15 protein-coding genes are annotated in these 13,015 nt (G+C 61.7%); 7 read left to right on the top strand and 8 right to left on the bottom strand.

Features of this window, described 5'->3' with window-relative positions; all coding sequences use genetic code 11:
- Nucleotides 1–57: 57 nt before the first annotated feature.
- Genes X773_RS48500 through X773_RS48485 form a run of 4 tightly spaced genes read right to left on the bottom strand, consistent with a single transcriptional unit; the run spans nt 58 to nt 4,335 of the window.
- On the bottom strand, nt 58–429 hold the full coding sequence (locus tag X773_RS48500; RefSeq protein ID WP_023675589.1) for an MmoB/DmpM family protein: 372 nt from the start codon (nt 427–429) through the stop codon (nt 58–60).
- A 16-nt stretch (nt 430–445) separates the two neighbouring features.
- On the bottom strand, nt 446–1,504 hold the full coding sequence (locus X773_RS48495; protein WP_023675588.1) for an aromatic/alkene monooxygenase hydroxylase subunit beta: 1,059 nt from the start codon (nt 1,502–1,504) through the stop codon (nt 446–448).
- A 47-nt stretch (nt 1,505–1,551) separates the two neighbouring features.
- The gene (locus X773_RS48490) at nt 1,552–2,613 is read right to left on the bottom strand and encodes a 2Fe-2S iron-sulfur cluster binding domain-containing protein (RefSeq protein ID WP_023675587.1); all 1,062 of its coding nucleotides are present in this window, start codon (nt 2,611–2,613) and stop codon (nt 1,552–1,554) included.
- A 54-nt stretch (nt 2,614–2,667) separates the two neighbouring features.
- A complete protein-coding gene (locus X773_RS48485; protein WP_023675586.1) occupies nt 2,668–4,335 on the bottom strand; it encodes an aromatic/alkene/methane monooxygenase hydroxylase/oxygenase subunit alpha in 1,668 nt (555 codons plus the stop codon).
- Between the two features lie 556 nt (nt 4,336–4,891).
- Here X773_RS48485 and X773_RS48480 point away from each other — a divergent pair.
- Genes X773_RS48480 through X773_RS77280 form a run of 4 tightly spaced genes read left to right on the top strand, consistent with a single transcriptional unit; the run spans nt 4,892 to nt 7,031 of the window.
- Nucleotides 4,892–5,365, top strand: a complete 474-nt coding sequence (locus X773_RS48480; RefSeq protein ID WP_023675585.1) for a hypothetical protein — start codon at nt 4,892–4,894, stop codon at nt 5,363–5,365.
- Nucleotides 5,362–5,685: a hypothetical protein gene (locus tag X773_RS48475; protein ID WP_023675584.1), complete on the top strand. Its 324-nt coding sequence runs from the start codon at nt 5,362–5,364 to the stop codon at nt 5,683–5,685. The genes X773_RS48480 and X773_RS48475 overlap by 4 nt, the downstream gene beginning before the upstream one ends.
- Nucleotides 5,686–5,697: 12 nt before the next feature.
- Nucleotides 5,698–6,825: a hypothetical protein gene (locus X773_RS48470; RefSeq protein WP_023675583.1), complete on the top strand. Its 1,128-nt coding sequence runs from the start codon at nt 5,698–5,700 to the stop codon at nt 6,823–6,825.
- A 32-nt stretch (nt 6,826–6,857) separates the two neighbouring features.
- A complete protein-coding gene (locus X773_RS77280; protein ID WP_023675582.1) occupies nt 6,858–7,031 on the top strand; it encodes a hypothetical protein in 174 nt (57 codons plus the stop codon).
- A gap of 388 nt (nt 7,032–7,419) precedes the next feature.
- Here the strand turns inward: X773_RS77280 and X773_RS48460 are convergent, their stop codons facing one another.
- Nucleotides 7,420–8,073, bottom strand: a complete 654-nt coding sequence (locus X773_RS48460; RefSeq protein ID WP_023675581.1) for a hypothetical protein — start codon at nt 8,071–8,073, stop codon at nt 7,420–7,422.
- A gap of 148 nt (nt 8,074–8,221) precedes the next feature.
- Here X773_RS48460 and X773_RS74305 point away from each other — a divergent pair, with 148 nt between their 5' ends.
- Nucleotides 8,222–8,452, top strand: coding sequence for a helix-turn-helix transcriptional regulator (locus X773_RS74305; protein WP_348625921.1), 231 nt, complete (start codon nt 8,222–8,224; stop codon nt 8,450–8,452).
- A gap of 259 nt (nt 8,453–8,711) precedes the next feature.
- Here the strand turns inward: X773_RS74305 and X773_RS77970 are convergent, their stop codons facing one another.
- Together X773_RS77970 and X773_RS78965 are read right to left on the bottom strand one after the other, a co-directional pair.
- Nucleotides 8,712–9,704, bottom strand: a complete 993-nt coding sequence (locus X773_RS77970) for a DUF3363 domain-containing protein (protein ID WP_280952082.1) — start codon at nt 9,702–9,704, stop codon at nt 8,712–8,714.
- Nucleotides 9,640–9,924, bottom strand: a complete 285-nt coding sequence (locus X773_RS78965) for a DUF3363 domain-containing protein (protein WP_280952087.1) — start codon at nt 9,922–9,924, stop codon at nt 9,640–9,642. The genes X773_RS77970 and X773_RS78965 overlap by 65 nt, the downstream gene beginning before the upstream one ends.
- Nucleotides 9,925–10,120: 196 nt before the next feature.
- Between X773_RS78965 and X773_RS78960 the strand changes: the two genes are divergently transcribed.
- Both X773_RS78960 and X773_RS78955 read left to right on the top strand, forming a co-directional pair.
- Nucleotides 10,121–10,339, top strand: coding sequence for a hypothetical protein (locus tag X773_RS78960; protein WP_280952080.1), 219 nt, complete (start codon nt 10,121–10,123; stop codon nt 10,337–10,339).
- 9 nt (nt 10,340–10,348) lie between these two features.
- Nucleotides 10,349–11,041 carry a hypothetical protein gene (locus X773_RS78955; RefSeq protein WP_280952078.1) on the top strand — a complete coding sequence of 231 codons (693 nt, stop codon included), beginning with the start codon at nt 10,349–10,351 and terminating at the stop codon, nt 11,039–11,041.
- A gap of 494 nt (nt 11,042–11,535) precedes the next feature.
- Here X773_RS78955 and X773_RS48450 read toward each other — a convergent pair whose 3' ends face one another.
- Nucleotides 11,536–12,618: an IS110 family transposase gene (locus X773_RS48450; protein ID WP_023675580.1), complete on the bottom strand. Its 1,083-nt coding sequence runs from the start codon at nt 12,616–12,618 to the stop codon at nt 11,536–11,538.
- Nucleotides 12,619–13,015 lie beyond the last annotated feature (397 nt).

The raw sequence follows: 13,015 nt of genomic DNA, 5'->3' as shown, positions 1-13,015 counted from the left end.
GTCGACTTGCGTGGAGTGCCGGAAAAATACCTGCCTTTCCGGCACTCATTTCGCTGGCTATTCGATGTATTCGAACATCTCGTCCATGTTGCCGAACAGGATCACGGTGTTGTCGTCGACGCGAACCATGCGGCCGTAGTGGGTGGAGCTGTTGACCTCGAAGGTTTCCGCCGTCATCTCGCGGCCGAGATATTCGCTGATCTCGTCCATCTTGAAGATCAGCTTGCCGGTGCCGTCGATGCGGATCATCGCCGGTTGGTAGGTGACGGATACGTTCGGTTTCAAGCCCATGAATTCAGCGATGGCCCTGGCTTCGACCGAGTCGTTCATGGTGACGCCGCACTGGTGCGAAATCGTCTGCTCGAAGGTGATGTCCTTCATCGCCTTGAAGATGTTGGAATGCGTTGCGTCGCGTGCTGCTAGTGACATGACGATTTCTCCTGTTTCAGCGCTTGAGGCCAAGTTCGCCGAGTATCTGCCCAATCCGTTCCTCGGATTTGGCACGGACATCCGCGAATGCGACCGGCTTGGAATGCGGCATCGACCAGATCGGCTGCAGGCCGATGGCTGCCTTGTCGGCGAGCGCGCCATGTTTCTTGACCCAGCCCTGGAAGAGCTTCTTGTTGGCCGCGCCATGCTTCTCGTCATTGGCGAGCAGGTGCATGAGGTCGATCGTGTTGGCGAGGTTGCGCTCGTAGTCGGCCTCGGCTGCCGAAATCACCGCCGGCGTGATGAAATCATGGTTGGCGGCGGCGATCTGCATCAGGAAGCCGGAGCGAAACACTTCGCCGACCAGCGGCTCGAAGATGATGTTGATGGCGAAATACTGCTCGAGATAGTCGGTCGCGCCCATGATGGTCTCGACCGCCTCGCGCGTGCCTTGCCAGTTCTTGTCCTCGAGCCACGCCTTCTTGCCAAGCTCGTCGTCCCAGCCGGGGAGGTCCATCCCGATCTCGGCGAGGTAAAGCGTGATGTCCTGGGCAAGCCGCAGCTTGTAGGACGAGTTGGTCAGCGTCGCGTTGTTGATCATCTGTGTGTAGCCGTAACGCTGCGCCTGCATCAGCGACGTGCCGAGCCCGAATTCGGCGTGTTTCCAGGCGCCGAGCTGTGTCTGCAGGATCTTGATCCAGGCCTTGTCGAAGGTCTTCGGGGTGCCCGACTTGCGCGCATTGTTGATGACGCTCTGCACCATGGTCTCGATCTTCGACTGGCGCTGGTAGTGCGTGCGCTCCCACTCCTGGTCGGGAGCGCGGAAGGCGTGCCAGTTGGAACTCTGCGCGGCGGTGTTCTGCTTGACATAGGCGCCCTTGCCGTCGGCAAACGAGATGATCCAGTCCTGGATCAGGTAGCGTTCCGGGTCGGGCTGAACGTCGACCGTCATGTCCTCGTAGTGGGTGGCTCGCTGGCCTTTCGGGTCGAAATACCGGTATTTCCGGCTGTCGGAGTCGGCGAAGATCGCCGCGCCGGCGGCTCCGGATCCGACTGAACTCGAGGTTGCAGGCATAGTCTCTCTCCCTTGTTGCAGTTGTGGTTGGCTTGGCGCGGCCGCCCTCAATGGGCCGGCGTTGCACCCGCCGATGTGGTGAATTTGTCGAAGAATATCCGCTCGGTTTCGAAGCCGTTCATGAACAGCACCGGCTGCAGCGCATCGATCATCGGCGGCGGGCCACAGGCATGGACATCGCCCTGCCCGTCGACCGCCAGTTGCTTGAGCACGGCGTCGACACTCTGGTGCACGAAGCCACGTTCGCCCTGCCATTCGGCGTCGTCATTCGCGTGCGACAGCACGGGAATGAAGGTGACGTCGGAATGTTTGCCGACCAGCTCGGCGATCCTGTCGAGATAGAACAGGTCATTGCGGGTGCGGGCGCCGTAGAAGAAATAGACCGGACGCTTCTCGCCGCTCTTCAAATGGTCATTGAGGATCGACCAGATCGGCGACATGCCCGAGCCGGCGCCGACCAGGATCAGGGGTCCTTGCCGTTCGTCGCGGCGGAAACAGGTTCCGTAGGGTCCGACGACGGTGACTTCGGCTCCGGCTTCGATGCCTCCGGAATCGAGTTCTCCGGAAAACTTTCCCTCAGGGTATTTTTTGATGATGAAGGAGAGTTTTTCGGTTTGGTCCGGCGTATTTGCCATGGAGAACGAGCGCGTAATCGTCTCCCCTTTTTGCGTGGTAACCGTGATGTCGACATATTGCCCCGCCCAGAACTTCATTGGGGAGCCGAGCTCGATCTCGATGCCGCGAATGTCGTGGGTCAGGTGCTCGATGCGAGCAATCCGGCCCTTGTACGTCTTCACGGCGATCGCTTTCGCCAAAATCTCCTCGTCGTAGTTGAGAAGCTCGACTTCCAGGTCGGAGAAGGCGATGCAGCGGCACAACAGGACGTGCCCGCTCTCCTTCTCCATGTCGTTCAGCGCGAAGGTCGAGTATTTCAGCATGTCGACTTCGCCTTCGAGCAACACGCTTTTGCAGGCCGAACATTGCCCTTCCTTGCAGCCGTGCGGCAGCGCAATGCCCTGGCGGAAGGCGGCGTTGAGCACCGTTTCGCCATGCTCGACGTCGAATTCGACGCCAACCGGGCTGAGCCTGACCGTGTGGGTTTCCGACATACGGACCTCCAGTGAAAGGAAGGGGCGGGACCAACCCGCCCCCCTTTGGCCTGATCAGTTGCAGGGGGTGATGGTGAAGCCCTTGGCGTATTCCGCCAGGTGCTTCTCGCGGTCCGCGGGCGACATGGCACGCAGCGCGTTGAGCGGCGATCCGAGCTTGTTGCCGCGCACATCGTCGAGCGTCCACATCTCCTTGTCGTCGAAGCGCAGATGCGGCTGCGGAACCAGCGTCTTGCCGTCGGAACGGACGAAGTTCAGGTCCTTGATCGCATCGGCCAGATCCCAGCCGTCATAGAGCGTCTCCCACTCGCGCTTGCCGCTGAAGCGGCCCATCGCCGGCGTCGGACGGCCCTGATACTCGTCGGCGAAGGCGACCGTTGCGGTCCACTTGTCGAGCTCATGGGCGAAGGTGTGCAGCTGGCCGTCGATCTCGCCGACCACCATGTCCTCGCGGATCAGGCAAGGGACGAGGCAGGACCAGCAGCGGTGCGGGTAGACGTAGCCGACGTCGCTGTTGAACAGCAGCACCTTCTCGCCCTTGTGGCTGAGCTTGGCGTACCATTTCCAGAAGTCGCCGAACTCGGCGTACCAGCCTGGATACTTATGCTCGAACCACTCGAAGTCCTTGTCGGTCTGGGCTTCGATGCGCCAGAAATTGACCGGCCAGCCGACCGCGAAGAACTGTCCTACCTTGTGAACATAGTTCTTCTTGGTGATGCGTTCCCAGGCCGCCTGGACGTCGTCGTGATGGACCTTGATGCCGTATTTCTCGAGCGGCAGCATGTAGGTGCGATAATAGTCCTCATAGATCCAGCGGTGCCACATTTCCGCGTAGGATTCCTTGTTCTTGTCGCGGTTGGTGGTGCCGTATTCGATGAAGGTGCCGATTGCCGCATCGACGATGGCATGGTTCTGCCAGAAGGCGTAACGCAGGTCGCGCTCCAGCAAGAGGTGGTTTTCCGGCTCCTTGAGTGCTGCCATCAGCAGCGAGTGGCCATTGCCGATATGCCGGCTCTCGTCGGACTGCACCGACAGGAAGACGGTCGGCAGCGCGTAGTCGCCGTTGCGGGCGGCTTCCGAAGGCATGGCGACGAACAGCGTGTTGGTGAAGGCGGTCTCGGCGACCACGGTCAGGTACATGCAAGCGGCGGTCATGGTGTCGCCGGTGATGAAGCCTTCCGCGAATTGCCGGCCGATGGTGGTGGCATAGCATTTTCCGAAGGCCTCTTCGGTGATGTCGAAGCCGGCCGGATCGATGTAGTTCTCCATGTACCATTTCTTCAGATTCATCTGGATGGTCGAGTGGCGGAACTCGTCGATCATCTGCATGGTGAAACCGGTCCGGAGTTCCTCGCCAGGTGCGATGCGGGCGACCATCGCCATCGAGCGGGCAGCCGAAATTTCCGGGAAGGGAATGATGGCCAGGAAGAGCTTCATCCACTCGACCCAGCGCGGCTCGACATTGCGGAACATGTCGCCGCGCAAGGCGGCATCGAGCGCGCCATAGACGCGGTTGTCCTTCTCTTCCTGCATCGGGAAGTAGGACCGCAGGACCTGCTTCATCGGGTCGCGCGGCGTCTTGTTGATCTTGTAGTCGGTCGGAAACGTCATTGCTTCCTGCACGTAGGACGGATTCCAGCCGAGATCGGCAATCTTCTTGGTCGCCTCGCCGACGGAGATTCCGCGTTGCGAGGTAATCTTGTTGAGCGTCAGAGACGTCATGGTCATAAGCCTCCACCAGGTTTGAGCCGCAGGTCCCTTGACCCCGGCATGAAGCGGCAAGCACCGCCAGTGAGAGTGCGAGCGGCATGACAAAGCGTTGCGCGTCGAGGCGCGACCCGAGGTCCGGCCGTTCAAGTGGATCGGGGCAAAGGTTTCGAGGCGTCTGACAGGGAGCCGCAGCGCCAACCGCATCTGCGATGGGCGTATCGAAGCGGTTCTGCTTCCTCCGTTCCTTCGTTCTTTTGGCACCGCGTCAAGCGCGATGGGCTTCTTGTGAGAATGAACAGTGCAAGCGTCGTGCCAGTTTCGAAACAGTCCCATGGCTGGCGCTCAAAGCAAAATTGCCGCTCTTTCGGCGCGCACCCGGCAGCCAACTGTAACGTTCTTTTACAGTTGTAACTTACGCCTGTAATATTTACCGTATATTCGCACGCGCAGCATATTTAGTTAGCAATTGCAGAAAATCCCAACACTCATATTTTCTGTTTAACTCTTCGTCTATCTCTACTATTTGACGGTCATGGCCCACGCACAGGCCTAGCGCTGGAGAAAGACCATGCCGAACGATAGAGACCGAAGGGAACCGCCCGAGCCAATATCCAGCCATGCCGATGGCGTCAGCGGCGATCTCGTGAAGCTGATGCCGCGCGACCTGGTCTTCGTCATGCGCTTCATGGGCGAGAGCCAACACCGCCTGCAGAACCATTTCCAGGACTTCATCAGGGCCGAGCTTGCCGGCGGCGGCGTCACCACAAAGACGCATCCGATGATCCATCTGTTCATCGAAAGCCATGCGATCCTGCTGCGCGACTTCGTGTTTTCCGGGGTTTCGCTGACGCGCCAGTTCCGCATCGAAGAGATCGAGCGCCTGACCGGTGACACGACATCGATGATCCGCGTCGACATCTGGGACCAGCTCAAGAGCCACATCGAAACGGCCGAAAAACAGTTCCAGTCGCAGGCCGGCACATTGCCCAAATTGCTGTCGGCTTTCGAGAAACCGCAGGGGCCTTTGGGGAGCGAAAAATGACCGGAGGATCCCACACAGCCCGGCGTGACGCGCTGCTTGCTCGCCGGCTCCGTCTCGTCGCCAGCGTCTCGGCGCTTACCGCGGAAGCGCTGCGGCTCAACCAGAAACGCGCCGGCATCGAAATGGACGTGCTGCGCCTGGAACTCGAAATCGGCAGAAGCGGCGCCACCGAGCAACTGGTGCGGGACTTGCATGAGGCAGGGCAGAACGCGGCGGTGATCGCGCAGGCGTGCTCGGCTTGCGAGGATCGCATCATAGCTGCGGAGGGCGATGTCGAGGACGTCGACCGTAAGCTTGCCGCAGCGTCGAACGAGGACTGATGGGAGAGAAACATGAACCAGCAGACGATGCAGAACCTGACCTTGTTCGACCTTCTGGCCCGCAGCTGGCAGCGGCCGTCGGCGATCGCCGATCTGCGCTTCAGCGCCGACGGTTCGGCTGTCGCTTTCACCGCAGTCGACGGAACCGTCGCCATCGCCGCGGTCGCGGATCACGAGCCGCCGGAAGCGCGGATCAGGGTGAGCAACGATCTCGGCCAGACGACGATCCGCCCCAGGGAAAAGCCGCCAGTGCCATTGATTGCCACGGCGGCATTCGGTGACGGCGATGTCCCGCTCGCCACCTATGCGCATTCCGGCTTTCTCGTCGGCGCGGCCAGCGGCGAAGTACTGCACATGAGCGCCGGCGGTGACGTCGCAGCCGCACTGCTCAAGATCGACGGACGAGTCGTCGCCATCGACCACAGCGCCAAGGTGGACATGACGGCTGTCAGCAACGGGCATGATGTCTTCCTGTCGCACGGCCAAGGCAATGCCACGCGGCTGGAACGCGGTGTGACATCGTCGACAGATGCCCTTGCCTTGTCGCCGGGCGGGCGGCGACTTGCCTGCGGCCTTGGCGAAGGGCTGTCGATTTGGGCGGTCGAAGGCGACGCAGCCTTGATACGTGACATCCCCCTTTCCGCGCGCCCGGTGTCGATCCGCTGGAGCAGAGACGGGACCTGGCTGGCCTGCGGGCTCGAAACCGGCGGCTTTGCTCTGGTTAGTCTGGCTGATGGAAGAGCAGACGTCGTCGCAGGGTTTCCATCGCCGGTCCGCACCGTGTGCTGGAGCCAGCCGGCGCATGCGCTGTTTGCGTCCGGCGCGTTCAGGATCGCCGGCTGGTCGATGACCGGCCCGCCTGTTGGCGGCGAGACCTCGGGTGCGCTGGAGACAGGTCGCGCCGGGCTGGTTCTTGTCGAGGCGGTGGCGGCGCACCCGCAGAAGAAACTGATTGCGGCGGGCTACGCCAACGGCCGTATCACCATCGCCCAGATCGGCGCGCGCGACGAACTCCTCATCAGGCCTTTGGGCAGCGCCGTCACCGCGCTTGCCTGGGCCGGCGACGGCAGACACCTCGCGGTGGGTTCCGTCGATGGCACCGCCGCGATCGTCACCTTTCCCGCGCAGATGTTCAAATAGCGGACGCAGCCCACATGAAACAGGAGGATCACATGGAGACCGAACCCACCCCCGAGGACGAGAGCAAGGACGAATTTTTCGAACGGCTGGCCAAGCTGTCGGAAGAAATGGTGGCCAAGCATGGCAAGGATTTCAGCATGGGCGCGCTGGTGCTTGCCGCCCGCTGGATCGCGGAAAACCGCGTCGGCCAGTTGAAGACCAACTAGGGTTCGCATCCATACGGATTGAACTCACGCAGGCGCGGCAAACCGTTTGGAGACGCTATTCGCCTGCCCTTCTCGGTGATGCCGGCTGGCGCGCCAGATGAGGTCGGGCTCCTGCGCGGGCTTGCCCGAAGTCGTCTCAATGATCTTTCTTCGGAGGTGTCGGCCGCCGGCCGGCGCTCCTGAACATGCAAATCTGGTCCTTCTTTCGCTAACGACCCCCACTCACGGTCCGCCTCTTATGATTTCTACCTCGATTTGCCAGGGTGCAAGTTGTGATGGATCAGGAACCTGATCAGGTCCTCTGTTGAGTTCCACGCCGCATATTATGCGACTGTACAGCACCAGCCCGCCACTTGCGGAGCTCGGGACACCGCCCGCAGTGAAAGAACTATTCAGGCATCTTCTCTTGCACCATGCGCACCAGATCACTGAGCGCCGAGCGGATTTGCGGCCAGGGGAATTCGGAGGATCCCTCCCAGGCTTCGCCCTCGCGCAATACGGCATCGAGCTTGCCCGCCACACCGGCGAGCGTCGTGGCGGGGGTGGTTGAGAACGCTTCAAGCAGATCCTCCGCCCGGTCGCCAGCCTCGCGCTCGTCCCTGAGCGCTGCGGTGTAGCCGCCCTCCTCGGCAGCCGCGTCCCAGCGGGCCTGATGTGCCGCCAAATCAGCTTCGGCCTTCTCGCGGAGAGCCGCCATGTCGGGCCCTTTGCCGAGTACATCATTGACCGCCCCGATCGAGTGGACGGTCACGTCTTCTCCCTCCGGCAGGCGGACGGTCACACATGGAAAGCCGATGCTCTCAACAAGCCTCGTCTCCAGGTGTTGCTGCATACGGCAGAGCTGCCCGGTCAATTTGTGGACTCTCTCCCATTCGTGCCAGAGCGCCAGCGCTGGGTCGGCGAGAGGCATACTCGTGGCTGCGGGCGATCCGCCAGAAGCGCTTTTCTCAAGCCCCAAAGCAGTGGACGTGATCATCCCTCCCGCAAGCACTTCCCTGCGAGTGACGAACGGCGGAGTCGTGGTATTGTCGGAATCACCCATGATCCGAGCTCCTCAGAAGCTTGGGTTGTGGTCAGGCTGGGCACGGTGCGCCAACACCGCGCCTAGCCGCACCTCGGACCATCGGCCCAAGGGTATCGCTGATACCTTTGGATCATATAGGAATGATCTAAAGGGATCAACAGGCTTGGTGACAGCAGGACAGATGCGGGCAGCCCGCGCGTTGATTGGTATCGCCCAGGCGGAGCTTGCTCGCCGTGCGGGGGTATCTGTTCCGACAATTAAGCGCTGCGAAAGCGATGGTAAGAACGGTTCGATTGTATCCGCCGAAACCCAAGCAAAGATTCGTACCGTTCTTGAAGCCGAAGGCGTGGAGTTTACCAATGGCGATCGCCCGGGCGTCAGATTGCGGCGACCCTAGCCGGTTGCTGATCGGTTGAGCGCAAGATTCAGGATCGTTTTCAGCCACGGCCGACGACCGGCATACACAGCCGGCAGTCGCTGCCAGATCAGTGGCAGTCAGCATGACCTCGGGGCAATGTCTCTATGAACGAAAAAACGTCCCGCCAACTGAGGATGAGTTTCTGTTCGCCGTGCGCGGCTCGCCGGCCAACGGCACGCTGACGATCTCGGCCCCGCGGCACCGTGACCTACCCGCGGGTGTTTAATGCGCGCTACCCTCACATCCCAATCCCCATGCTGCGTCTTCTGCCGAAGCTCCAGTCAATGCCGCCGCTGTTTTGCACGAGTCCAGTGATGTGCTGGCCGATGCGCTTTTCGAGCATCGGCTGCCAGGGCACAAGCCGAAACCCGATGCCATCGTCCAGCATGGCGAAGCGCCCGCTGGCAAGACGGACCGAGCCAAGAAGCGTGCCGCCGACATGGTTGCCGGGCTGTACGGGCGCGAAGGTGAGGCCGCGTGCAGCGGCCATTTCCTTGCCGACGCGCGCGACCTCCTGGCGCTCGAGCGTGGCAACAAGGTCGCGCGAGAAGGTGATCGTCCCGCTGGCCGCATCGCGTTCGGCATGGCCCATCCCGACGAGTTGGGCAGCCCGTCTGTCGAGGGCGTTATCCACGTCGAGACCAAAGCCTGACCGGACCCGCGGCACAGGGGTCCTGGCGGTAAGCTCCCGATCGAGCCAGGTGGCGCCGTCGCTGCCGATCTGCGCGTCGAGATCGAAGGTCGAGAGCACGCGGACGGAGAAGTCCTTTCCGCGGCTGCGGGCATCGTAGGCGATGCCGCGCTCGGACAGGTCTTTTGGAATGCGCCAGTGGTCTTCGTCGATGCGCTCGACATGGCCGGCCCGGCGCAGCGCTTCGAGACGGCGGACATGGAAGCGGACGAAGGCTTCCGGGTCCTTGCCCTGCTGCAAAAATGTCTCGCGGATCGCCTCCAGGTGTCTGCTCGGCCGATAAATGCCCTCCTCGCCCGCTACTGCGCTGATGTTGCGGTCGGCCGCACGCGGCTCCTGCTTCGGCAGGATGGGATCGAGCGCCACGATATGGCCGCGCTGAACGTCATTTAGCTTTGCCGCATCGGCGGTCTCGACATAGTGGGTGCGCCCGTCGACTCCGTCGATGACGAGCGACAGCTTGTCGCTCATCTCATCACCGGCAAGCCCCTTGGCAAGCACACGGCCGACGACCGGCTCGGTGATGGTCTGGCGGTGCATGACATATTGCGCCNCCGGCAAGCCCCTTGGCAAGCACACGGCCGACGACCGGCTCGGTGATGGTCTGGCGGTGCATGACATATTGCGCCGCGCCCCGTTCATCGGCGAGGCCGTGCTCCTCGAGTGCCCGGTGCATGGTCTTGATGATGTCGTTGCGCTCGCCAAGCGCGCGCAACGTGCTTTCGGCTCTGTCGGAGATCAACCAACGGCCGGGCTCCATCTCGTTCGCCAGGCCGAAGTGCTCCAGTCTTTTCGCCCGATCGATCAGCAGATAGCGATTGCTGGAAATGGTGTAGCTGTCGCTGGCGTTGGGACGGAGATCGACAACANTGTTCGGCAATCAGCATGCGGTCGAGCCGGGTCAGCCGTTCGGCCCCGACTTCGTTGGCCAGCTTGCGGGCGACCTCGACCTCGCTTTGCAGGCCGAGTTCCCGTTCGACCAGCTCGCTTGCCCGGTGACGAATGCCATGGGCGATGTAGTCGCCGGCGATGTTCAGGATCTTGCCGTCGTCGGTGACGCCGCGCAGCAGCACATGGGTGTGCGGATGGCCGGTGTTGTGATGGTCAATAGCGATCCAGTCGAGGCGCGTGTTAAGGTCGGCTTCCATCTGCTGCATGAGATCGCGGGTGAATGAGCGCAGGTCTTGCATCTCGGCGGCATCCTCCGGCGCAACGATGAAACGGAACTGATGCCGGTCGCCGCGGCCGCGCTCGACGAAGGCCTTGCTGTCGGCCTCGTCGTCGACGGCCGAGTATACCCTGCCCTTCTCGCCGTCTCTGGTGACGCCGTCGCGCTGGAGATAGCGCAGATGCGCATCGACAGCCTTGCTCGTCGTCACGAACTTTTGGCCGCGCCCGGCGGCCTTCCCTCGCCCCGGCAGCTTGACCACACGTGCCTTCACCACGACGCGGCGCGAGCGAAAGCGGATGCCATTGCCGTCCTGCTTCCAACCGCCACCATCCTTTGGCAACCCTGCCGCCACCTTGCCGCCGCGGCCGCGGGCGTTGAAGCGGCCACTCCCCTTCCCGGCACCGCTGCTTCCGCCGATGCGATAGGGATTGCCGCCTTGCTTGCGGACAGCGATCTCGACCTGGCGCACGAAGGGCAGCGTGCGCGAATTGACCGGCGCGCCGCCATCCCGCGTCCGGCCGGTGCGAACCTGGAATCTGTCGCTGTCACGATCTGCCATAACGACAGCATCGGCAGTCGGATTTCGCGCTTCAAGATGGCTGGATTGCCGAGTGTGCTATGGCGCACAAAGACTTGCTGCGGCGTAAAACGGCGGATCGCACATCGCTGCGACACCGCATCTTTGCTTTTCAGATCAACAGGATAGCGAACCAGCCGGCATCATCCGCACCTCGCGTCATTCAGCCTGGCGTTAGCATACGTCGGAAAAAACAATGTGCAGACAGACACTTACGAGCGAAGCGAGTGCGAGCGCCAGCTCGCTTTATCTTGCCTTACTAATCGGGCCCCTGATGTCAACTACAATAATGACTTTCCGGCTGCATGACATCTCCAATTCTGCTTCACAGTCACCCGTAAACTCGTGGCTTCTTGCAACCACGCTTCCCTCGGCAGGGTCCCTGCGTTACTACGCGCTCGGCTCAAATCAGCCGTCGCATGCTCTCCTTCGGGCCATATCAATGGCCTCATGACGAGACGGTCCTAGCGATCACGGCGCATTCATCCCGGTGACGGGCGGATGCCGGCAAGATAGCGGACTCAGTCTCATCCAACGCCCTGCCTGGACGCCGCCCGTGAGCACGGGAACTCTTTTAATTCAGACCTCAGAACCTCCTCAAAACTGTCGGGACGCGACCATCGTCAAGCCGTTCTCAATGCCTTCAGCGTTGCGCGCATCGCCGGCGTGACAACCGCCCCGGCGCCTGGATCGAACACACTGCCGTCAAGCCACATGCGGTGCAGGATGGCGGCAAGCTTGCGGGCGACTGCTGTGATCGCGCACAGCATCGAGCGCTTCTTGGCTATCTTGAGCCCCCACGCCTTGAGGGTCGAGCCGCGGCGCGAGCGCAGCAACATGGCCGCCGCCTCGCACAGCGACTCGTGTGCAGTCATGTCGCCCTGCTTGGCGATGCGCGCCCAGTGAAGTCGATCGAGCTGCCGGTCTGATGGCGTTCTCGGGGTCAGGCCAAAATGAGCGCCGACGTTTCGAGAACGTGTGAACCGATGCGGATCATCGATCGCTACCTTGAAGGTCAAAGCCGCAACCGGTCCGACGCCACGCACGGTTATGAAGCGCCGGCAGACAGGATCGGCGGCGACAGCTTTGAGCAGCATCGTGTGCAGCCGTTCGTAGCCTTCAATGACCGCGCTACGGACAGCCAGCAGGCTGTCGATCATCCCTTCGAAGGCGAAATCGGCGCCGTCCAGCAGTTCGCGCCCGCGGGCCTCGAACTCGTGCCGGCCGATTGCGCCAACCTTCAAGCCATGCACCCGAAGCGAGCCGCGAATGTGGTTCTCGAGATCCACCAGCTTGCGCTTGAGCAGCTTGCGATTGGCCAGCATCGTGCGAAACCGCTGGTTCTCCACGCCCTTGACGTGGACGGCACGAAACCACCCCATGCGCATCATTTGCGCAATGCCGCGCGCATCGTTCTTGTCGGTCTTGTTGCGCATAGCGCTCAGGCTCGTGCGCATGTGACGGGCCTCGACGACGATCACCGGCAGCTTCCGGAACAGCAGCTCACGCGCCAGCCAGACGCCTATCGAAGACGCCTCGATGCCGATGCGCTGAGCGCGCTCCACGTAACCCTTCAAAGCGCAGTGGAGCGCCTCTGGATGGCTCTCCGCCTTCGTCTCGAACACGATTTTGCCATCGTGGTCGACCACGCAGATGCTCGTCTCATCCAGCGACGCATCAAGGCCAATGTAAACCGGGCTGTTCATGAATCTCTCCTGACCGCAGTGAACAAATACGCTGTCAGGCTCTCAGATTCCTTGCACCTCTACCACTCTCGGCGGTCGATCTCTGTGGCGAGCCCGATTAGGAGAGCCGTCCTAATCGGTTGTGCTTCCGGTACTCTTTTTACCATCGTCGTCTCTCCTCTTTTCTACTCAAAAACACTTTGCGGCTTTCCGCAACATGCTTTCCCGGGAAGCGGCCGAGATCCGGTGCGCCGTGCAGTCCTGCGCACTCGCCGACGGCGTTTTCGGGCTGCATGCTGGCAGCGCTTTTGCCGTCGGGGTGCATCTTTCCATCGGATTCACGGGGCATCGTCACAGGCAGTCCAACGCGGTCCGGCCGTCTTTCGATCGGCTCGGCCGCAAGCAAGATAGCGTGCGT

Origin of the sequence: Mesorhizobium sp. LSJC280B00, from assembly GCF_000502835.1 — a bacterium.
Classification (GTDB): domain Bacteria; phylum Pseudomonadota; class Alphaproteobacteria; order Rhizobiales; family Rhizobiaceae; genus Mesorhizobium.
The sequence above is the reverse complement of the archived record's forward strand: the minus strand, read 5'-3'. Positions and strand labels throughout refer to the sequence as shown.